Consider the following 19,962-nt stretch of genomic DNA (forward strand, 5'->3'; position numbering starts at 1 on the left):
CGTCATAGACTTCACCTGGTGTACTGTTTATAGAACCCTAATTCTGTGTAGTTGTTTCCAAAGATTATATAGCCAGCTCCAAAGCCCGGGTTCCTAAGAATATTCCTTGTCCCATATCTTGTTAAGCCTGCAAGTACTATAATAAAGTTCTTTTCATTCCACGGGTTCCTAATAGTCTGCAATGCTCCTATGGAGCCATCATAGGGAATCGTGCTGTCCAAAGGAATCTTCATAATGTCCCCATTCGCGACTAAGAAAGCATGAAAGTCTTTAACAGCCCCCGGATTCCGTTTTAGACTCCAACCGTTCTCATCCCGAACGAAAGTTATGGGGAGCTTATCATTAAGTTCTCTGGTGATTTTATTGGCCACAGGCCCGCCGATGAGAATCAGGTTTTCCTTCAAATCATTCTCTGTTAGGTTTACATCCGCCTTAACTATTATCTCCGGATCACTCCCATGGTACAGGATAAAGAATTTCTCAAGGTCTCTCTTATACTCCTCTGCAGTCTCCCTATCGTATTCTGTTCCGCTCTTATCTGGGTTTTGAGTGCCGTAGACAATGATGACCTTTCCCATGTATTTTATCCTGTCCGCCGCCCAACCTCCCGTGATTGGAGTTCTCATTTTGAAGTATTCGCTGATGTTCTCCGGAGTCGCCCATTTTCCCATGTGTTCAGCCATGATTGGGGCGTAGTCAAACAGAGTTTCGTTCTCCTTCCTTGTTTCTTCAAAGTGCTCATACTCCCCTAGAAAATCTTGAATAGGGTATAACACTGTGGACATTTGAAGGCTTCTAAATTCAACAAAATCCTCTGGAACTCCACTTTTTAGAGCAAAGTATTCTGCAAGACTCTCTGTTAAAATCTCATCAAGATACATACTGAATGACCCAAAATGATCGTAATCGTATGAAGTGGTCACAGGCATCTGGTTTCTGACCTCATCTAGGTAATAGCTCTTGTTTTCGAAAAACTTGAAGTTTTCTCCAAGGAAATCCTCAACAGGTGGATGTGTAAACTCGTGGAATATTGTGGTGACCTGCTGGAACATTGGTTCCTTGTATTTACTCGGGAGGGCGTATCCAATGCAGTACGCTGTCTTCCCCTCAAGTACTGTATGGGGATGGATTCTAACTGAGTAAGACAGCTCAACACGGTATTCCTGATATGTAAACCCAAAGAACTTCCTGTGTAGTTCTGGAACATTTTCCAGGTACGGCGTTACTCTCAAAGTGTATTCGAGGTAATCCTCCCTGTGGGCTTTGTAAAATTTCATAAAATTGCTCTCGTTGGCGAATTCCGCCAAGGGCTTTAAATCTCCAAGGTTTGTTTCGTTGGGGAGGTAATCAAGCAGTGCCAGCCTGCCGCCCAAATCCATCATCGCGCTGTCTCGGGAATAATACTGAAGGGACTCGTCCAGAACTTCTCTAATGTATTTAACTGCCTCATGCTCTTTGTAGGGAGCGAAGTACGTTAGAACGTCCTGAATGTAATCTTGAGGAGCGACTATAAAGGGGTCGCTCCCGTTAAATGCTAGAATATAAATCACTGAAAAGAGCTCTAAATTAGGATTTACCTCCACTACCACCTGGGGTTCTTGGGCTTGGGTTGTTCCTAAGGGGAGTGAGGAGAGAAATATCAGCGTGATAATGAATGCCCCAACTTTTTTCATATCCTTCCCCCACTATTTCCCTAGACTCCTCGGTGTATTTTTAGCAAGACAATATATAAGAGTTTTTTATCATATTTACCACGCCAATTTGTATTTCTTGGGCTGGAGTTTGAACTAAAACACAGTATTGCACAATTCGGCGTTAGCTCAGAGAAAAAAGCTGAGAGAGATTAACCCCCTATCTGCAGTATCATCTGCGCCGGGTCCCTTATTGCCGGGCCCAGCCCGAGGATGTAGATGGCTAGGTACCAGAAGTGCCTCTCTTCCTCGTCCGGGACGAGCTCCCGAAGGGCGTAGTAGACCGCTATGAGAATTAGGGTTATCCAGGGGTAGTAGATGTAGGCTCCGAACCACTGGACGAGGTGGTGCTCAATCCAGTGCACCTCGCGGTAGCCGTAGAAGTGAATGGCCACAACCGTCGAGGCAACATCGAAATAGTGGGCCAGAGCCGGATACAGGTAGAGCCTGTCAAAGGGCTTCCACTTGTAGAACGCCAGAACGACTGCAAACGAGACAACGGTGTGAACCATCGTCAGCATGTAGGGCTCCCAGCTCTTGGCGTGGGTGATGAGGAGGTAGTTTGCCCAGGCCGCCAAAACGGTTCCCCAGGCTATTGTTATTTTGGGATACGTCTTCAGCCTGGCATCCGCGACGAGGGAGGGAAGTATGAGGAAGAACGCCGTGAAGAATATGCCCGGCGTCAGTATGAGGGGGTGCTTCGGGAGAACTCCGCCGTCAACGAGCGCCCTAACGGTAGACCCGAAGATTACCATCGGAGTCACGGCCCAGAAGAGCCTCTCATCGACCTTGATTTTCAGCGGCTTGATTATGTAGCGGTAGGAATATATGACACCGAGACCGAAGAGCAGTGCGTAGACAAAGGTATTGACAGCGTTGTAACCGCTCCTCGTGAACATCGGCTCCCAGAAATACCTGTAAAAGAAGTCCCACAGTGCCTCACCAGCGCCCATTTTAACCACCATGGTTCGTTTGAGTCCCCCCTTATAGGCCTTTTGGGACAACCTTGGTGTGGACTCCTCTCTGTTATCTTCGTGGGAGGGTTAGTCTAGCTCTCAGCGCAAAGCTCGTCGGGATAAAGGATACCTCCATAGTCGGCGCAATGGTGGCAATAGTCGGTGGAGGGATCCTCGGGGCGATAGTTGGGGGAACAGTGGCGCTGGTATTCTCAATAGTGGGTCCGATGGGAATAATGCTCGGCTGGCTCGCCTTTATGATCACATACATCTGGGTAATCAAAGTAGTGTTCCATACTGATTGGCTCAGGGCGTTCATGGCATGGCTGATAGCGATAGTCGTTGAGATGTTTATAGCGGGTCTGCTTGCCCTCGCGGGGGCTGTGACTAGGGAGGTTCTCCTCCCCTGATGGAAAAGGATAAATAGAACTTCCGCCAAGGATGAACGATGCCAGGCTTTTTCCAGCCAGTCGAAGAAATCAGCGGGATAAAACCCTTTGAGGGCTTCCCGGTCGAGTTCAGCCGGGGCTCTCTATCTGCCCTAGTCTCGACGGACGAGCTAGCCGGTTCTATCCTCGCCCACACCCTCCTCAGCGAGGCCCTCCGCAGCGGAAAAGCCTACCATGTCGGGCCTAAGAGGATCTTTTCGCCTTCCATACTCAGGACGTTTGGGGTTGAGCCTTCGAGCCTGCTCTCAGCAAACGTTTACAGCGCCGAAGACCTGGTGAAGGCCCTCGACTATGTCGAAGAAGGCTCCACCGTCCTCGTGTCCCAGTTTCCCACCCTTACGGGAGTATCCCAGGAGACCCTCCTTGAGCTGAGAAAGAGGGCCGACGAGGGCTCGCTCACCCTGGTTCTCCACCACGGGACGCTGAGCTTCAACGAGCTCGACCTGCCAGGGGAGTTCGCTAGGTTCTTCCTAGTCCCAGAGCTTTTCGATTCCCTCATCGTCCTCAGGACTAACTCCTACCGCGGCCACTACAAGCTAAACGTCACAGTTCTCAAAGCCCCCCCTGAACAGATAGCCAGCCTCGGCGACCACTCAATCCCAGTGGACTCAATAGTCAAGACGATCACCGCTGACCTCCCCCCAGCCAAGGCGAGGGTTTCAACGGGTTAACCCCTCGCCACGGACGGAGAGGTTCGAGGAGTTCTCATTAGGGAACCTGTTAGAACGGGTTTTTCGAACCCCTCTGGCCGGGTCTCCGGCCAGTTACCCCTACCCGCCGTCAAACCCGGCAGGCTCGGGGTTATGGTTTTAACCGCCTTCTTCAAAATGTTAAACGCTCCAACCAAATCCGCGTTAAAGACAAGCCCCGTCGCGGGACACTTAAACAAACCACGAACAAAACGAGCCCCCTCGTGAGGCTTCCCGCAGACAGGGCAAGTTTTTGAAGTGAAAGCCTCATTCACAACCACAACCCGAATACCATACTCTTCCGAGACTTCCTTCAAGCGTTTAATGACTGTATTGAACCGCCAAACGTGAGAGAGGATAAAATTCTGCTTTTTACCTCTGTCGGAGTTTCTGGCAATCCCCTTCGGGTAGCCGACCACAATCCTTGAAACTCCTAAATTGTAAAGTCTTCTAACAGTCTGTCTTACAGCAGTATTAATGTAGTGTCTCGCCTGAAGTTTAGCCTTCTCGTGCATTCTCCTGAGTTTCCTACTCGTTTTAGCTCCGCTCTTGTTGAGTTTCGACTGGTAATCAGCAATCCTCTTCCGCCAGTAGAAGTCAATACTCTTCAAGGGTCTACCATTGACCAGAAAACTCTCCCCATTCTCGACATAGACGGCCATCAAATTGTTCACTCCCAAGTCAATTCCCGCTGAAAGGTTTCCTTTAGGTTCTCTCGGAACTTTAACCCAAGAATTGCCTTCGAGTTTTTCCTCGGCTGTGTAGCCAATGTGAGCATACCACTTCCGTCTTACTTCGTCATAAGTTATTTCTAAGCGTCCCTGCTTGCCCTTAAAGTGTATTCTGCCCTTGAACTGGACTTCCAGCTTTTTGAATTTGCCAAGGCCTTTTAGAATTAACTTATTCCCCTCAATCCTGTACTGGTCGTTCCGGAGAACGATTAATGGTTTTCTCCCCCCATCTTCCTTCAAGTAGTTTGGTGGTTTTGGCTTAAGCCAGTTGGGGAGTTCTCCGTTCCGCTTTTTCCGAAGGAGGGAGAAGAATGAACGCCACGCCTCAGCGTTCTTCCTCGCTATCTGCTGGACGGTTGCAGAGCCTATTTCACGCTTAAACTCCTCATAAACGGTTTTCTCAGTTTTATTGAAGTCCATGATTTGCCCTTGGAAGTATTGTTGGCGCCTCAAATAGTTTACTCGGTTCCAAGCTTTAGCTCCGAGCCCGGCTAACTCGGAAAGGGTTTTCCCTTGCTCTTTTGAGGGCTGGAGTTTAAGGGTTACTGCCCGCTTCATTTCAATTAATGGTATGAATTTTAGGATTTAAAATAGTTTTGCTTTCCTGTTTGATTGCTCGTCGGGTGGTTTACCGCATCCCCGCCGTGAACGGCGAGGCTTCCAAAAGAGAAATGTAAATGACCACGTGCCCGATGCCGAGGACAAAGCGGAGGTAAACAAGCACCGCGAATGAAACCAGAACGGCTCCAAGTGCCACGTAGTCCCTTCCGGTCATCCCTATGTCCCGGTAGAATGTTCTCTTCCTGCTCGCCCCGAAGGCCCTGCTCTCAAGGGCTATGCTGAGCTCGTGGGCTGTCTTAAGGGCGGCAACAATGAGCGGTATCAGGATTGGGACGGTCTTTCTGGCCCTCTCCAGGAAGTTTCCTTTGTCGAGCTCAAGCCCCCTGCTTTTTTGGGCGTCCATTATCGTGCCCGCGATGATGTAGAGAGTCGGGATGTAGCGGAGAGCTATCGTGAGGGTCAGGCCGAGCTCGTAGGGGAGGCCCAGCTTAACGAAGCCGAGTATGAGCTCCCTCTGTTTTGTCGTCATGAGGAGCTGGAAGGTTATCAAGCCAAAGCCGAGCAGGCGGAGGGAAAACGAGAGGCCGAAAACAAGGCCCATAAGCCGGGGCCTGTAGATAATGGGCCAGGCTATGACCGTCAGCACGACTATGAACATAAGGGGCTTCAGGAGCCTGAGCTGTTCACCGATTCCAAGCTTTCCGAGGAGTTTTCCAGAGAGGAGGACGAGCAGAAAGAACGGTACAAGGACTTTCGGGTCGTTGAAGAACATCAGAGAGACTATCCCGGCCAGCATCCCGATTATCTTGACACGCGGGTCGAGCGAGTGGAGAACCGAGTCCCTCTCAACGTAGAACTGGTACATCACGGCCGGACCCTCCGCACGATTTCATCAACCGTCCTCACGAAGCCTACGTTAAGCCTCTCCGCGAGTAAAAGCACCTCCGGCTTTTCGAGGCCGTACTCCTCAAGGTTTAGGGCAAAGAAGTCCTCAACGGGGCCATCAAAGACCTTTCTGCCTCCCCGCAGGAGGACGACGCGGTCGGCAAGCTCAAGCACCAGATCCATATCGTGGGTTATGAGCAGAATCCCGTGGCCCCTCTCCCTCAGGGACTTTATGACCTCCACGACGCTCCGCTCGGCCTTCCAGTCGAGGCCAGTCGTTGGCTCGTCGAGCACGAGGTACTTGGGCCTCATGGCCAGGACGCAGGCTATTGCGAGCCTCTGCTTCTCGCCTCCGCTCAGGGAGTAGGGCGTCCTCTCCTCAAATCCCCCAAGGCCGACTGCCCCGAGGGCCCAGCGAACCCGCTCTTCGACTTCTGCCTCGCTGAGGCCCAGGTTTTTCGGGCCAAAGGCGACCTCCTTGAAGACGGTCTCCTCGAAGAACATGTGCTCGGGGTTCTGGAAGACGTAGCCGACCTTCCTGCTGAGTTCGGCAACGGTGTGCTCTCTCGTGTCCATCCCGTCCACGAGGACTCTGCCCCGCGTCGGCTTGAGGAGCCCGTTTAGGTGCTTAGCCAGCGTCGTTTTCCCGCTCCCGTTTGGGCCGACTAGGGCGAGGATTTCCTGGTCGAGGGTCAGGCTTACCCCCCTGAGAACCTCGCGCCCGCCGTAGGAAAAGTGAACGTCTTCGACCGTTATCATCAACCGGAATTTCCCGAGGTCTTTAAAAGTCTTCTCAGGCCCTCCTCGACGGCGGGGAGTGTTTTCCTCGCAACCTCAAGGAGCGAAACCTTGCCGAGGAGCATCTGAAGGGACACCGCGCCCTCCGGGACGGGGTTGTTCACGTTAATGCCAACCCCCACGACGGCGCGCTTTATTCTCTCCATCTCTCCAGATATCTCGACGAGAACTCCCCCAAGCTTTCTGTCCCCTACGTAAAGCGCGTTCTCCCTTGGCTCTGCCTCGACACCGAGGTCGTGAAGGACTTCCACGATGCTAGAGAGTACGGAACTTAAGATTGAGTCCGTCTCGGATAGTGGGAGGTTCGGGGAAACGGCCACCGAGAAGTACAGGCCGCCGGGCGGTGAGAACCAGCGCCGACCGCCCCTCCCGCGTCCCGAGCGCTGCGTCCCCGCTATGACGAAGGTCCAGTCCTCAAGCTTCCACGCGACGTCCATTGTGGAAGCCGTCTCTGGAAGATAAACCGCCCTGACGTCCAGCTCCCAGGGGTATGGGACGTCCGGCCTCCCTTCAAGGAGGTAGCCCTTTCCTGTTGAGCGTATTGAATAGCCCAGCCTTCTCAGCTCCCTGACGTGCTTCCAGACCACCACCCGCGAGATTCCAAACCTTTTTGCCAGCTCTTCTCCAGAGATTGGGAACGGCCCTTGGAGTATGGCCCTCTTTACAGGACTGTCGTGGAGCATTCTTCTCCTGGGCATGGAGTTTTGTTAACCTAAACCATTTAAAGATTAACTAAAGCGCCCTCTGGTGGTGGCATGAAGGCTAGGGAAGTGGCACTTGCGGGCCTGTTCGTGGCTTTAACGGCGGTAAGCGCCCAGGTTCAAATCCCCCTTGGGCCGGTTCCGTTCACGCTCCAGGTTCTGGTGGTTCTCCTTTCGGGCCTTATCCTGGGCCCCAAACTGGGCTTCGTGAGCCAGGCCCTCTACGTCCTGGCGGGCGCCATCGGGCTCCCCGTCTTCGCGGGTTTTACCGGCGGGTTCGTCCACCTCTACGGGCCGACTGGAGGCTACCTGCTCGCGTTCCCGGTGGCGGCCCTCGTGGCGGGCGTCTTCTCAAAGGGTTGGGAAAATCCGGTTATGTGGGCCGCCGGCAGTCTGCTCGGGCTGGGGGTAATCTACCTCCTCGGCTGGCTGAGGCTCGGCCTCTACCTTGGGGGGGACTTCGGTAAGGCCTTTGCTGTCGGCGTGCTTCCCTTTGTGCCCGTGGACGTGGCAAAGGCTGTCCTGGCCGTCGGAATAGCAAGGGCCGTTAGAATGGCTCTCCCCTGGCTCTGAGCTCTTCAATTGTTTTTTCTGCAAAGGCAACGTCCATGGAGCTCCTGACGCGGAAGAAGCTCAGCGTGACCTTCGGGTTCTTCTTCGCGAGCTCCTCTATCGAGACAGGTTCGTAGTCAAGGAACTCGGCAATCCTTGAAAAGCTCTTGTAACCCTCCGCGAGGGCCGATTCTATCGCATCCCTCAGCGCGTCCGGCTCATAAACCGCGTGAAATACCTCGGCGCTTCCGTCGTTCCAGACGGGGATTAGCGCCTCAGGCTCGTTCTCGTAAAAGAGACCCACAAGGTAGTTCACGAGGAACGGCATTACCAGCGGCATGTTGCCCTCGACCAGGAAGAAGGGTTCGTCGGGGAGGGCTTTGAGGAGCGCCTCCATCTTGCCCCTTGCCGTTACTGGAATGGGCTTGGAAACGTGGAGAGAGTAAGTCTTCAGCTTGTCCTTTCTGACGATTGTGTTGACCTCGTGGATTCTTTTGGCGGTTAAGAGCCTCCTCTCCGTGAGCCTGACGATGGGTTCTCCGTTCATGGGCAGGGTGTAGTTTTCCCACCTCTTCTCCGGAAACGCAAGTATAACGCCGAGCATGTTCACCAGAACGACAACGGCGTTAAAAAAGCTTTTGGCAAATTTCAACACTTTTACAGTTTTTCCGAGAAAAATCTTAAAGTCCCAGCAGGGTTTTAATGTTAGGGGGACGAATCATGCTCGCGGAGGCACTCTTCGGGTTCCTCTTCACGGTCGCCTGGGCGCTATCCTACGCCCTCGTTATCAAGCAGAAAAGCACGGTAAAGGCTCTTCTCGGCGTTTTTCTGCTTTTCGGAGCGATGCTCGCCTTCAACTCCCTCCGGTTTAAAGGAAGCCTCCTTGGCTGGTTCATTGGTATAGTTTTGGGTTTCTTCGCCGGCCTGTGGCTCGTCCAGAAGTACGGCCCGGAAAAGCCCACAGAGGAGTCGGCGGTGGCGGTTCTCCTTTTCGGCCCCCTGATTATGGTCGGACTGCTCGTGGCTCTCCTGCTCCTCTGAGCGAAAGTTTTATATACCCTGGGTTACTAAAAAATCACGGCAAGAACGCGGAGGTGATGGGAGATGGCAGAGATGATAATACCCTATCCACAGCTCCAGAAGATTCTGGAGAGAACCTGCGAGCTCGCGGTCATCAAGCCGAGAGCGGAGGAGATGATGGAGATAGTCGAGAAGAAGCTCGCTGACCTCTTCGAGGTCGCCTACGAGAACGCCAAGGCCGAGCGCTCCAGCACGATAAAGATGCGCCACATACCGATTACCAAGGGCTTCAAGAACAGCCTGAACCTCTTTAGAGCGGTCATCGAGGACGAGAAGGTCGAGATTGAGCCCATCAGGAAGTACGTCCTCAAAAAGATACCGGGCGACATTCCGCTCGAGGAGGACGTCGTCAACGAGCTCCCGATTATCGCGGGAACCCTCTTCGTGCTCGTTGGAAGGGTCATCAAAGCCCTCCACCCCGAGATTAAGAACGTCTACCCCGAGCACATCGAGGAGGCCAAGAAGGTTCTGGATTATACGCTCTGAAGTTTCAGCCCCTGAACTCTTATTTTATCCACTCGAAGTGTTCCTCCCTCGTAACAAGCGTTAGCTCTCTGTTAACCGCGACCGCGGCAACTACCGCATCGACCGCCGGAGCGGGCGTTCCTCTTTTGACCATTACCTGCGATATCCTGACCGCGAGCGGGTAGTCTTCGAGGCTCGGCGTTATCACGGTCAGGCCAAGCTCAAGCGCCCTCAGGAACTCCACGATGTTGAGAACCGTTGTGTACTCTTCGAGCTTCCTGCGGGATTCTACGGCCTCAATCAGGACGGTGGTGTCGTAGAGAGTCTTTTTCATTCGGCATCCCTCGTTTTCTTGAGCGCCTTCTCATACTCCTCAACGGGCGTGCTCTCAAGCTCTTTCCTGAATTCCTCGCCGAGAAGCGAGAGTAACTCGTCTGAGCTGAGTTCCTCAGCCTCTATTTTGGCCAGATACTCCGCTATAGCCTTTCTCGCCACCTCGCTCCACTTTATCTCTGGGTGTTTCTTCATACGCCTGTAGAGGTCAGGCGGGACTGAGAGGGTTATGTTCGGCATGTCATCCCCACACAGGATTCCAATGACTTTCATTACTCCTTCCACTCAGCGATTAAGAGAACCAAAAAGCCCACTGCCAGCCAAGACGCCAAGGAGATGATTGCAATTTCAGTTACATTACCGCTCATGACGCTTGAAGCACTAACAGTTGGAATCAGGAGCAGGAGTTTTCTTAGCTGATATGGGACAATGTCTAGGGGGTAGTAAACGGGTGGAAAAACCGTTAAGAGAGTTGTCAGGATGGTGGAGATTCTCATGACAGTGAGAGGTTCCTTTATCTTGGTTCCAAGGTATGTCCCAAGTGAAATGCTCCAGAGCCAGAGGGCACTCAAAGCAAGGACTACACCAAATAAACGCTGAAAACCACCGTTAATGATAAGGATAGTTGTTAAAACTGCAATATAAGGGAACGCAGGAAGACTTATACCAATTGAGATGCCCAGAGTTTTTTCGATTCCTCTTCCGGGGAGGGCCATAAAAATGTCGTAGAACTTTGAACGAACTTTCATACCTACGAGCTCTATCGAGAGGTCAGCTATACCCACACCAACGACAAAACTAACTACCGCACCAGATAAAGCAGAATCAAGGAACTTCCCACCGCTGATTACATAGACTATAAAAATAAATGATATTGGCTGTATTGCGAAGCTGAGCATCGAGGCTTTGCTCTTCATCAGTGCGTTGTAGTAGTACTCAACTATAGCCCAAATCATTCCAGCTCCCCCACCAGAAAGACGTCCTCAATTGTAAGCTCCTCTCTCCTGAATGGGATCCCAAGTTCTTCCAGGAGTGTTATTGCCTCCCTTTCCTCGGCCTTTGATCGAAAGTAAAGGATAGTGTTCCTACCAGCCTTTTTGGAAATAAATTCTCCACCAAAGTCCCCAAAGACGACCAGCTTTGAGACAAAATCTGATAGGTAGCGTTTTGCTATCTCCTCAGGCGGGCCAAAGGCGAGAACTTTATTCTTAAGGAGAAGTACTAAATCAGATACCGTTGATATCTCATTAAGGTAATGGCTTGTTAGGATTATCGTTGAATCCTCAGCTCTTTCCCTTAGCACTTCCCATAGCTTTAACCTACTCTCAACGTCAAGGCCAACAGTGGGTTCATCGAGGAAGTAAAGTTCTGCATTGGCTGATAAAACCATTGCAAGCAACGTTTTCCTAACCATTCCTCCAGAGAGCGTTGACATTATTCTATTATGATACTCGATTCCAAACTTCTCCATAGCACGATTTGCACGATTCTTGGCTTCATTCCTTGACAGACCACGCATTCTGAGATAATGATAAACATACTCAAAGGGTGTCAGCGTGTAGAAGTGGGCCCTCACCTCTTGGGGAAGAATTGCAATTTTCCTCTTTATCTTATTTCCACACCTTTTTACTTCCATACCAAAGAGCCTAACTGTCCCACTGTCATAACTCAGCAGACAACTCAAAATCCTGATAAGTGTTGTTTTTCCTGCTCCATTTGGTCCAATAACCCCTAAAATGACTCCATCAGGAATCGAGAAGGTTATTGCGTCAAGGGCTTTAATTGCTCCATAAGTCTTTGTAAGGTCTTTGACTTCGATAACGTTCATAGTTTTCTGCCCCCACTCAATGAGATGTACATCTCATTCAAGGGGGAGCCAGCTATGTCTCTAGTGCAATACTTATCTCTGGGAATAGCTTTGCAAAATGTGTTACAGTATCCTTTCTGATACAGAATGCAGTTGCGACATTTTGGATCAACCAAGTTATACTTATCTTGCTCTGGATTGTCTATTCCCACTCTAAAGTACTCTGCTAACGGTGAGGATAATATATCCCTTAAAGACTGTTGGAATATATTACCCAATTTGAATCTTTTTTCTCTGAGAAATACACAGGGATACACATCCCCATTGGTATGGATTTGAATTTGAAAGTTAACCGCACCACAACGGGCCGTTGGTTTGCTTAATGGAGGATTTAGGGGGGTTACTCCTGCTAAAGATTTTAATACTGTGACATTCTTTGCGAACTTGGAGCCGTTGAGTATCAATTTATATGCTTTTACTAGATCCTCCGGGGAAAGTCCCTCCCACTGGATAAACTTTCCTCTGCCTATTGGAATTAGTGCACCATAAACCCAATAATCAGCTCCAAGTGAATCTACTAATCTAATTATCTCGGGTATCTCATTTAAGTTTCGTTTACCAAGAGTTGTGCCAACAGCAACCATTGTTCTGTGCTTATCTTTGTCTTTTGTTAAATTCTTAATAGACCATATTACTTTTTCATATGTTCCAGGTCCTCGATAGAATTCATGAGTTTCTTTCCTTGCACCGTCTAAATCAATTTGAATTTCATCGACATAGTTTTTGACTATAGACAGCAATCTTTCATTCTTATAAAGAGGAGTCCCGTTAGTAGCCACAATGACGTAAAAACCTCTATTCTGAGCCTCTTTGAGTATTTTCTCAATTTCTGGATGAAGAAGGGGCTCACCTCCGGTAATCCAAAGGATTGGTATTTCCATGACTTCAAGCTCATCAAATACATGTTTAATTTGTTCTAGGTTCATATACATTTGAGAATGTGGGCCAGAATTTGCGTAACAATAATTACAGCTTAAGTTACAATGGGTTGTTATCTCCACAGCTGCAAGATGGGGGGCTGAGTATGAGTAGGGGTGCCCCAGAGGGTATGGGGATATGATTTTAGTATTGAACTCCAGAAGTTTATGCAGGCGTTCATGAAGAACAGATTCCGCTTCTTCTGAACTCATACCAAATGTGTTCTCCATAATGGCTACAAGTTGTTCATATGGAACATGTAATTTTACAAGAACATGTAATTTTACAAGCTCTAGTAGTGCTATAGTTCCCATGTCAGTATAGACCTCGAATCCTTTTGTATCCTTTTTGTTGTTGATTTTATGCAATATCAAGCCTCTACCATTTTCTTTTCTCCAGTAGAAGACCTTCGAATCAACAAGCTCCTGGAGTTTAAGGTACATTTCTTTAGTGTTCATCAATACACCCCCCATTGCACTGCAGACTTAAGTACAAACAAAGATAAAAACATCAAAACCCAAAAATTGCCCATGCTGAGGAATTACACTCCCTGCCCGCACAAAGGGGTGGAAGCTGTGACTGATAGAACTCCATACGACTCTCAGCAAGATCTCTAACTAACTTTACTATGTATTTTTCATTTTCTGTTGTAGGTCCACGATCCATGACGACCACCAATAGTTTTTTTTTTTCAACAAGAATTTAAAAAGTTTGTGGTGCTTTCAGCCACCTCTCCATCCACCCTGCTATCAGCTCAAGCCTCTTAACCCTGTGCTTCGGCTTTCCGCTCCTGCTGAGGTCGTGGTTTTCACCCGGAAAGAGCGCCAGCTCAACGGTCTTGCCGAGGTATTTGAGTGCCGTGTAGAACTGAAGGGCCTCCGGAAGCCAGCAACGGTAGTCCTCCATCGAATGGATTATCAGGAGTGGCGTTTCAACGTTCGGCGCGTACTTAAGCGGGCTTTTCTTCCAGTAGCCCTCGGTGTTGCTCCACGGGTCGCCGCCTATCTGGTCGGGAGCGAAGTAGTAGCCTATGTCCGTCGTGCCAAAGAAGCTCACCCAGTTGGAGATTGAGCGCTGGGTAACGGCCGCCTTGAACCTGTTCGTGTGGCCGACTATCCAGTTGGTCATGAAGCCGCCGTAGGAACCGCCGGTGAGGCCGAGTCTCTCCCCGTCGATGAACTCGAAGCGCTTCAATGCTTCATCAACGACCTCCATGAGGTCCTGATAATCCCTCTCCCCATAGTGACCCCTTATATCGGCGAACTCCTCACCGTAGCCGTCGCTACCGCGCGGGTTGGAGAATATTACCACGAAGCCCTTGGCCGTCAAAACGTGAAACTCGTGCATGAAGGCGTAGCCGTAGGCCGTCTTCGGCCCGCCGTGGATTTCGAGAACCGCTGGATATTTCTTTCCAGGCTCGAAGTCAACGGGCTTCATAATCCAGGCGTCTATTTCAACGCCGTCGCTGGCCTCGACCTTGAAGTGCTCCGGCCTGGAGAGCCTGTAATCCTTAATCCAGCCGTTGAAGTCCGTGATTTTCTTCTCATTGCCGTCGCGGAGGACGTAAAGCTCCAGTGGAGTGACCGCGTCCTGGGCGGTGAAGGCTATGTAGTCACCGATTGCGAAACTCTCAACGCTTCTATCTCCTCCGATGACGCGCTCTATCTTCCCCTCAAGGTTTACCCTGAAGAGGTTCGCCCTTGGACCGTCGGTCGCGACGTAGTAGACCCAGCCGTCCCTGAAAACCAGCTCGGCCCTCTGACTTCCGCGGACGTCGCTGTTGAGGGAGTTGTAGGCTGAGCGGTCAAGCTTAGCTGTGAGCTTCCTCAGCTCGCCCGTCTCGGGGTTGTAGTGGTAGATGTGAGTGTTCGTAGGAATGCCCCTCTCCCTCGTGTTGGCCTTTAGAATGAAAGTCCCGTCGTCGAGCGGAATGAAGTCGCTCACGCTCCACTTTCCGGGAGTCAAACGCTTGGCCTTCCTGCCTTCAAGGACGTAGAGATCGCTCACCATCGGCTTCCGCTCGCGGTCTTCTTGAGCTATAAAGTAGAGCTTCCCGTCGTGGAAGCGGACCCCCGAGACGTCGAGGTTCTTAGGCGTTACACGCTTTTTCCTGCCGGTTTCAACGTCCACCAGATAGACGACGCTCCTCTTCCCGTAGACCCAGCCGACACCGTTGAACCAGAAGGGGAGCTCCTTGATGATGTGCACGTCGTCCTTGGGCTTCTTCTCGATGTCTATCGGCGTTATAACTGCTACACTCTTGCCGTCCTCGGTGAAGCGAAGGTTTTTAATCCCGTACTTGAACTTCGCTAAGAGTCTCGCCTCACCGCCGTCGGTTGGAATAACGTAGAGCTCGGACTCTTTGCTCTCCTTATCACGCTTGGAGGTGAAGGCTATCAGCTTCCCGTCCGGGGAGAAGCGCGGGTTTGAGTCCTTCTTTCCGGAGGTGAAGGGCTTAACTCTTCTGCCGTCGTAGAGGTAGAGCCTTGAGAAGTAATCGTCCTTCTCGACGCTTATCTCGGTAACCTGGAAAACGACCTTCCGCCTGAAGGCGTCGAGGTTTCCAACGAGCTTGAATTTTTCGAGGTCTTTAATACTCAGCCCTTTGGCCATAGAAACCACCAAATCTGGATTGGCCTTTTCGTATAAAAGCTTAGCGTTTCGACAAGCATCTAAAAATCATGGACTCTTAGGCCATTCGTTTATTCCAAAGACTTCCATGTTAATAGCCTTGTATTTATTGAGTATTCTTTGATATATATCCGCACTGGTATCTAACTCTCCAACAAATTCCTCCAGAGTTCCACTCCATAATTTTTCTCCATACGCCCGTATCTTTCTGAATAGGGTTCTCCAGGGTTCTATTAGTTCTTCAAATTTCTGGATATCTTTAGTTGTTGCATTAAACACTTCCTGGGATCCAATCAGTATGAGTTTCTCTTTCATTCTACTCATAGCAACATTGAGCCTATTGGGGTTAAATAGAAACTCTAAAACTGCACTTATATATGAGGGGTCACTTGCCGTGAGGGAGATAATTATAATGTCCTTTTCTCCTCCTTGGAATCTTTCCACGGTATCAACTTGAACGTGCTCTAACCCAAGCTCTCTAAGAAGGCTTTTAATCTGAGCTCTCTGCGCCTTGAATGGCACAACAATTCCTAACTTATCCTCAGATGTGTATTCTTTTGGAAGCTTTTTGACAATTTCACTAATGATAATTTTTTCAACTTCGTTGACTTTAGTTGATCTGTTCTCATCGTGAAGTACTAAGGTTACAGGATATTCGGGATCGATTATGCTTGCTATGGGAATTGTATCATGATTATCCCTTAATCTCTCAATGTGTTTTAATAGTCCTTCTTTGAATTTCTCCGATTTCTCTTTTAGTTTTTCTATTTCGTGTTTCTTGCTCTTAAGTTTAATATTGTCATGTATATAGAACAAATCTGTGAGCATATCAGCGACAATCTGAGGCAATCGGTATGTCTCATTGAGTCTATGGAACGGTAGAATATCTTTTTTCAGGTTGTTATCTTTCCACAAAGGAGGGTTCCTATAAAGAACTCTCTTGAAATCTTCTCTTTCCGATTCTGAGAGTTCTCCACGTAAAAATCTTATGAAATTGATAGCAGACAGGAATGGTGTATGCTGTTCAATTGTTTCACGATCTTCATGTTCCCAGTCATGTTGCTGAATAGGCTGCATTTGTCTATGATCACCAACTAGTAAGACTTGTCCATTTTCTTTGAGAAATGAAGTTGCTAAGAGAAACATGGGCAAATCCATCATACTTGCCTCATCAATTACAATTAAATCTGCGGCTATGTTGATTTTATCTCTATTGGGGAGTTTCTTATTAGATAGCCCTGAGATTGCACCGGTAGTTCCAAATATTATAAATGCTTGTGGCTGCTGTATAAGTTCTGTTAAAGACTTATTGCCCTTCTTGGGGGAGCTAAAGGGGATTGAGTCTTTATTGTAGTTAAGGAATTTGACTTTACTAAGCAATTCTTCTGGAAGTTTGTTTTTTTCATTTTTAACATCCTTTTGTATTTTGTCTCTTTGCTCGGAGCTGTTTACAAGCCGATATATGTTAATGTTCTTACCTTCAAACTCCCCTTTCAGGGAGCTAAATAGCCTTAGGAAACTAGTTAGTGCCTCATTAACTGCCCGGTGGGAAATTCCTGTTACCAAAACTAAAATATCATGCCCCTGTTTTAAAGACGAATACACCCTGCTCAGAATGGCAGGTGATACGGCCCACGATGTTTTTCCTGTTCCTGGAGGTCCTTGGAGAGTTACTAAACTCTTATCCCAATTTAGTATAAAACTCCTTTGTTCATCGTTTACTTTTTCAATCAAAAAGGTATTAACGAATTCTTCAATATCATTCTTAGTCCATGGAGGTTTAATCTTCATTAAATCAATTTTGTCCTGTGTTATTCTTTGGGACTTGTATAAGGAGTCTAGTTTAGAATAGAATGGGTGTGTACCTGCATTTTCCCGTAATGTGTTTAAGGTATCATAAGCTCTTGAGGAATTTATGTCATCAATAGTCTCGTCTATTACCAAGTACCCCTCGGGCTGTAACGTTATATCCCCATTTCCCAATCTTCTTACCTTATTTTCTTCCACATATAAATGCCCCTCTACAACAAATTCATAGTTCTCAATACCGAATGGTTGTAGCAGTCTTATAGATACTTTACCAGAACTTTCATCAAAGAATTGAATAGTTGCAGGTATTGAGTACTGTATTGATTTGGGATCCTTATACTTTGTTATCTGTCTAAATCCGCCATTTTCTTCAATTACTGGAGTAACAACAACAAAGGAGTCTTCAGAAAGAGAAATTGGTGGGGCACTCTCCAAGTCCCATCTTTGCCCATCAGGGAGGAGTGCATAACCGTGTATTATTGTGGTATCATTATCTGGTCTTTCTATTGATTCGATTTTAATTAGGAGAGACTTCCCAGTACTGCAGCGTTCTTTAAGCGGGAGTCTGTAGTATTCTTCCATAAGCTCTTTTTTAGTATGATGCTCTAGCTTCTGATACTCCATCAACACCTCCGCAAGGGGTATTTCCTCAAATCCTTGGTCTTCTAAATCATCTATCGGGATTGGTTCCTTTCTCACGGTGGCATCTTTGTACCATTCAGGAACGCTCCTCTCTAGATGTCGGAGTGCAAGTGCAAAATATTTTGCAAGTTCGGCTAATTTAAACCGACCTTTTTCATCCTTGATGTCTTTCCACAGATGTTCTAATGGTATTTGCTCTAAGTCTCGGTTAATAACTGGATAAATCTCACCCGAGAACTCTAATCCACTAGCAACAATCAACCGATTTAGATTTATATGCACACTTTGATCTTCTCTAATTTCTTTCTTTGCGGCAATCTTGAAGATGTTTTCGAATCTACTCGTTAGGGAGCTGTCCCACCGGAACCATAAATCGTCTCCACGACCTGGAATACGGTGTTGGGCAGTTGTAACAATTATGCCGAGTCCGGGAAACCTTAAAGCTTTTCTTCGTTTTATATCCTCTTGTATTATAGAAACCGTGTCTTGCTCACGGGGCTTAAAATCAATAGCCGATCTTAATCCAAGTATCCATCTAATTCCCTTATAGTATTTTAGCTTGTTAGAATGCCGCTTTATAGCGTCCATTAGTGAATCCCTTTGGAATCTGCTATAAAAATAGAGGTGTACATAACCATATTTTTGGGATTCTTCAGGGGATTTCCAAGGCTTCTTATCGGGTTCTCTATTCTTAAAGAATTCATCAAGGTTCAATTCCTGTGGTTTTACTTCTTTTATTGCTCGGAACAGTTCTTCAAAGAACTCATCAAGTAGCTGTCTTTCGAACACGTCCATTTTATCTTCATCTTCAGAGAACTCTTGAATAATCTTGACAATCACTTTCTGCTTATTGGAGAGAGTGTTTTCCACGACTGCACTCAAGATTGCTATTCTGTCGTAAATCGGGTCATGCTGGACAAATATATACGTCCGAATAAGGGATCCTGATGGATAGTTAGGGGTTATAATATCATCTTCTCTGTAAGTGTCTTTAGGTAAGTTAAATCCGGAACCTTGTAGCCAGTCTGGAAAGTAATCTGGCTCTCCAGCTCTGCGATTTATCTCCCTTAGAAGCCTGTATGCACCTTGGGAAAGTTTCTGGAGGTTTGTTATGTTCAGGCGTTTTAAGATAGCATTTACTTTTTCGCTATCCTTAGGTTTAAGAGGTTCAAAATTTTTTGGGCTTAATTTTTCCGGATAGTCATATAGATTCGCTAAGTCCTCTAATGTTTTAATATCCATTTCTTCAAGAAGCTCTTGGTCTCCAGGCAGGATACCCAATAATCCTAGACTCCGTTCTTCCACAGCTTCTTTGATACACAGGGCTTCATATGGGCAATTTTGACATCTCTTACTGATCCAAAACCTTGGGATTTCTTTCCCTTCTATTAGTTTACTAAATGTCCCATCTTTTTTTAGGTGTTGTTTTAAAATCTCAATATATGTTCTCGTTTCTTCGGGAAATTTAAGAGCTTTTAGGCAGCCTTGTTCTCGGAGTTCATTTAAAATATCAGCATTTGGTCTAATTTCTTCTGAAAATCCACGTTTTTCCAAACAATCGTATGCAGAGTTGAGATTGTTCTTTTTTGTGAGAACTGCAACATAGACATTAATGTCCCGATTTTTTATTGAAGTCCTGACTGCATTGTAAATTAACATTGCATATGCTACTGCTTGGATTCTATGATGGAACTTTTCTTGATTGGTAAACTTTGCTTCAAAAATCCAGATTTCGACCTTGTGGGGCAAATGCCTTACTAAGATGATATCGGCCTTGCCTTCAAGTTTGTATATTCCAATTTGACTCTCTATGTGTGGCTGGAAGAAAATACGTTGCTTCTCTTTGTAGAACTGAGGATTCAATATATACCAGATTAAGTTTGCAAATTTTTTCTCAGACTTAATTATGTCATTTTCAGGAATACCAGTCATTTGACTCAAGATATTCAATTGTGCTAATTCGAAGTTTTCTCCCTGTTCTCTCAATATCTCGTCAATTTTTCCTTTTAATTTGTTTTGTATCTTTTCGTCTAACTGAGAAAGCTCACTTTTAAGTTCCTCTTTCTTACTCAGCCAGTAAATATATCTCGGACATTTATCAAGCTCAAAATATTTGGCAATCTCACTTGGATGTAGCGTTAAGCTTACTCTATTCATAATAACTGCCACCTTCATTTTATGAGAAAGTACTAAATATTTTTAAA

At 47.6% G+C, this 19,962-nt stretch carries 20 protein-coding genes; 5 read left to right on the plus strand and 15 right to left on the minus strand.

All coding sequences use genetic code 11. The annotated features are described in order from the left end of the window. Positions 1–11: 11 nt before the first annotated feature. Together TEU_RS07865 and TEU_RS07870 are read right to left on the minus strand one after the other, a co-directional pair. Positions 12–1,673: an S-layer protein gene (locus TEU_RS07865; protein WP_050003255.1), complete on the minus strand. Its 1,662-nt coding sequence runs from the start codon at positions 1,671–1,673 to the stop codon at positions 12–14. A 170-nt stretch (positions 1,674–1,843) separates the two neighbouring features. Next, entirely contained in the window at positions 1,844–2,656 is an 813-nt protein-coding gene (locus TEU_RS07870) for a DUF63 family protein (protein ID WP_174412699.1), read from the minus strand. Positions 2,657–2,697: 41 nt separating this feature from the next. On the opposite strand from TEU_RS07870, the gene TEU_RS07875 reads away from it, so the two are divergent. Then, on the plus strand, positions 2,698–3,057 hold the full coding sequence (locus tag TEU_RS07875; protein ID WP_227738686.1) for a hypothetical protein: 360 nt from the start codon (positions 2,698–2,700) through the stop codon (positions 3,055–3,057). A gap of 38 nt (positions 3,058–3,095) precedes the next feature. Then, a complete protein-coding gene (locus TEU_RS07880) occupies positions 3,096–3,767 on the plus strand; it encodes a hypothetical protein (protein ID WP_050003258.1) in 672 nt (223 codons plus the stop codon). Here TEU_RS07880 and TEU_RS07885 read toward each other — a convergent pair. The 4 genes from TEU_RS07885 to TEU_RS07900 all read right to left on the minus strand — a co-directional run bounded on the left by TEU_RS07885 (position 3,764) and on the right by TEU_RS07900 (position 7,458). Next, complete coding sequence (locus TEU_RS07885) at positions 3,764–5,074, minus strand: RNA-guided endonuclease InsQ/TnpB family protein (protein ID WP_050003259.1); 1,311 nt, start codon at positions 5,072–5,074, stop codon at positions 3,764–3,766. The two genes, TEU_RS07880 and TEU_RS07885, sit on opposite strands and share 4 nt — an antisense overlap. 70 nt (positions 5,075–5,144) lie before the next feature. Next, on the minus strand, positions 5,145–5,945 hold the full coding sequence (locus TEU_RS07890) for an energy-coupling factor transporter transmembrane component T family protein (protein ID WP_050003260.1): 801 nt from the start codon (positions 5,943–5,945) through the stop codon (positions 5,145–5,147). Then, positions 5,942–6,721: an energy-coupling factor ABC transporter ATP-binding protein gene (locus TEU_RS07895; protein WP_050003261.1), complete on the minus strand. Its 780-nt coding sequence runs from the start codon at positions 6,719–6,721 to the stop codon at positions 5,942–5,944. The genes TEU_RS07890 and TEU_RS07895 overlap by 4 nt, the downstream gene beginning before the upstream one ends. After that, positions 6,721–7,458 carry a biotin--[acetyl-CoA-carboxylase] ligase gene (locus tag TEU_RS07900; RefSeq protein ID WP_081947223.1) on the minus strand — a complete coding sequence of 246 codons (738 nt, stop codon included), beginning with the start codon at positions 7,456–7,458 and terminating at the stop codon, positions 6,721–6,723. Before TEU_RS07900 ends, TEU_RS07895 begins: the two co-directional genes overlap by 1 nt. Before the next feature lie 57 nt (positions 7,459–7,515). On the opposite strand from TEU_RS07900, the gene TEU_RS07905 reads away from it, so the two are divergent. Beyond that, positions 7,516–8,034: a biotin transporter BioY gene (locus tag TEU_RS07905; RefSeq protein ID WP_050003263.1), complete on the plus strand. Its 519-nt coding sequence runs from the start codon at positions 7,516–7,518 to the stop codon at positions 8,032–8,034. Here the strand turns inward: TEU_RS07905 and TEU_RS07910 are convergent. Then, positions 8,009–8,617, minus strand: a complete 609-nt coding sequence (locus TEU_RS07910) for a molybdopterin-guanine dinucleotide biosynthesis protein MobA (protein ID WP_050003264.1) — start codon at positions 8,615–8,617, stop codon at positions 8,009–8,011. The genes TEU_RS07905 and TEU_RS07910 overlap by 26 nt on opposite strands. A 116-nt stretch (positions 8,618–8,733) precedes the next feature. Here TEU_RS07910 and TEU_RS07915 point away from each other — a divergent pair, with 116 nt between their 5' ends. Together TEU_RS07915 and TEU_RS07920 are read left to right on the plus strand one after the other, a co-directional pair. Continuing rightward, positions 8,734–9,054 (plus strand): hypothetical protein, encoded by a 321-nt coding sequence (locus tag TEU_RS07915; protein ID WP_050003265.1) that lies wholly within the window; start codon positions 8,734–8,736, stop codon positions 9,052–9,054. Positions 9,055–9,117: 63 nt separating this feature from the next. Next, entirely contained in the window at positions 9,118–9,579 is a 462-nt protein-coding gene (locus tag TEU_RS07920; protein WP_050003266.1) for a DUF1931 family protein, read from the plus strand. A gap of 19 nt (positions 9,580–9,598) precedes the next feature. Here the strand turns inward: TEU_RS07920 and TEU_RS07925 are convergent, their stop codons facing one another. From TEU_RS07925 to TEU_RS07955, 8 genes are all read right to left on the minus strand, one after another. Beyond that, positions 9,599–9,892, minus strand: coding sequence for a hypothetical protein (locus tag TEU_RS07925; RefSeq protein WP_050003267.1), 294 nt, complete (start codon positions 9,890–9,892; stop codon positions 9,599–9,601). After that, positions 9,889–10,131 carry a hypothetical protein gene (locus tag TEU_RS07930; RefSeq protein WP_050003957.1) on the minus strand — a complete coding sequence of 81 codons (243 nt, stop codon included), beginning with the start codon at positions 10,129–10,131 and terminating at the stop codon, positions 9,889–9,891. The genes TEU_RS07925 and TEU_RS07930 overlap by 4 nt, the downstream gene beginning before the upstream one ends. A 32-nt stretch (positions 10,132–10,163) precedes the next feature. Next, on the minus strand, positions 10,164–10,847 hold the full coding sequence (locus TEU_RS07935; protein WP_081947224.1) for a multidrug transporter: 684 nt from the start codon (positions 10,845–10,847) through the stop codon (positions 10,164–10,166). Further along, positions 10,844–11,719 carry an ABC transporter ATP-binding protein gene (locus tag TEU_RS07940; protein ID WP_050003268.1) on the minus strand — a complete coding sequence of 292 codons (876 nt, stop codon included), beginning with the start codon at positions 11,717–11,719 and terminating at the stop codon, positions 10,844–10,846. The genes TEU_RS07935 and TEU_RS07940 overlap by 4 nt, the downstream gene beginning before the upstream one ends. Next, positions 11,716–13,134 carry a radical SAM/SPASM domain-containing protein gene (locus TEU_RS07945; protein WP_050003269.1) on the minus strand — a complete coding sequence of 473 codons (1,419 nt, stop codon included), beginning with the start codon at positions 13,132–13,134 and terminating at the stop codon, positions 11,716–11,718. The genes TEU_RS07940 and TEU_RS07945 overlap by 4 nt, the downstream gene beginning before the upstream one ends. Before the next feature lie 52 nt (positions 13,135–13,186). Continuing rightward, a complete protein-coding gene (locus tag TEU_RS11725; RefSeq protein ID WP_158506641.1) occupies positions 13,187–13,351 on the minus strand; it encodes a hypothetical protein in 165 nt (54 codons plus the stop codon). A 27-nt stretch (positions 13,352–13,378) separates the two neighbouring features. Beyond that, positions 13,379–15,289, minus strand: coding sequence for a S9 family peptidase (locus tag TEU_RS07950; protein ID WP_050003270.1), 1,911 nt, complete (start codon positions 15,287–15,289; stop codon positions 13,379–13,381). Positions 15,290–15,355: 66 nt separating this feature from the next. Then, positions 15,356–19,933: a DEAD/DEAH box helicase gene (locus TEU_RS07955; RefSeq protein WP_081947226.1), complete on the minus strand. Its 4,578-nt coding sequence runs from the start codon at positions 19,931–19,933 to the stop codon at positions 15,356–15,358. Positions 19,934–19,962 lie beyond the last annotated feature (29 nt).

This window comes from Thermococcus eurythermalis (assembly GCF_000769655.1).
GTDB lineage: Archaea > Methanobacteriota_B > Thermococci > Thermococcales > Thermococcaceae > Thermococcus > Thermococcus eurythermalis.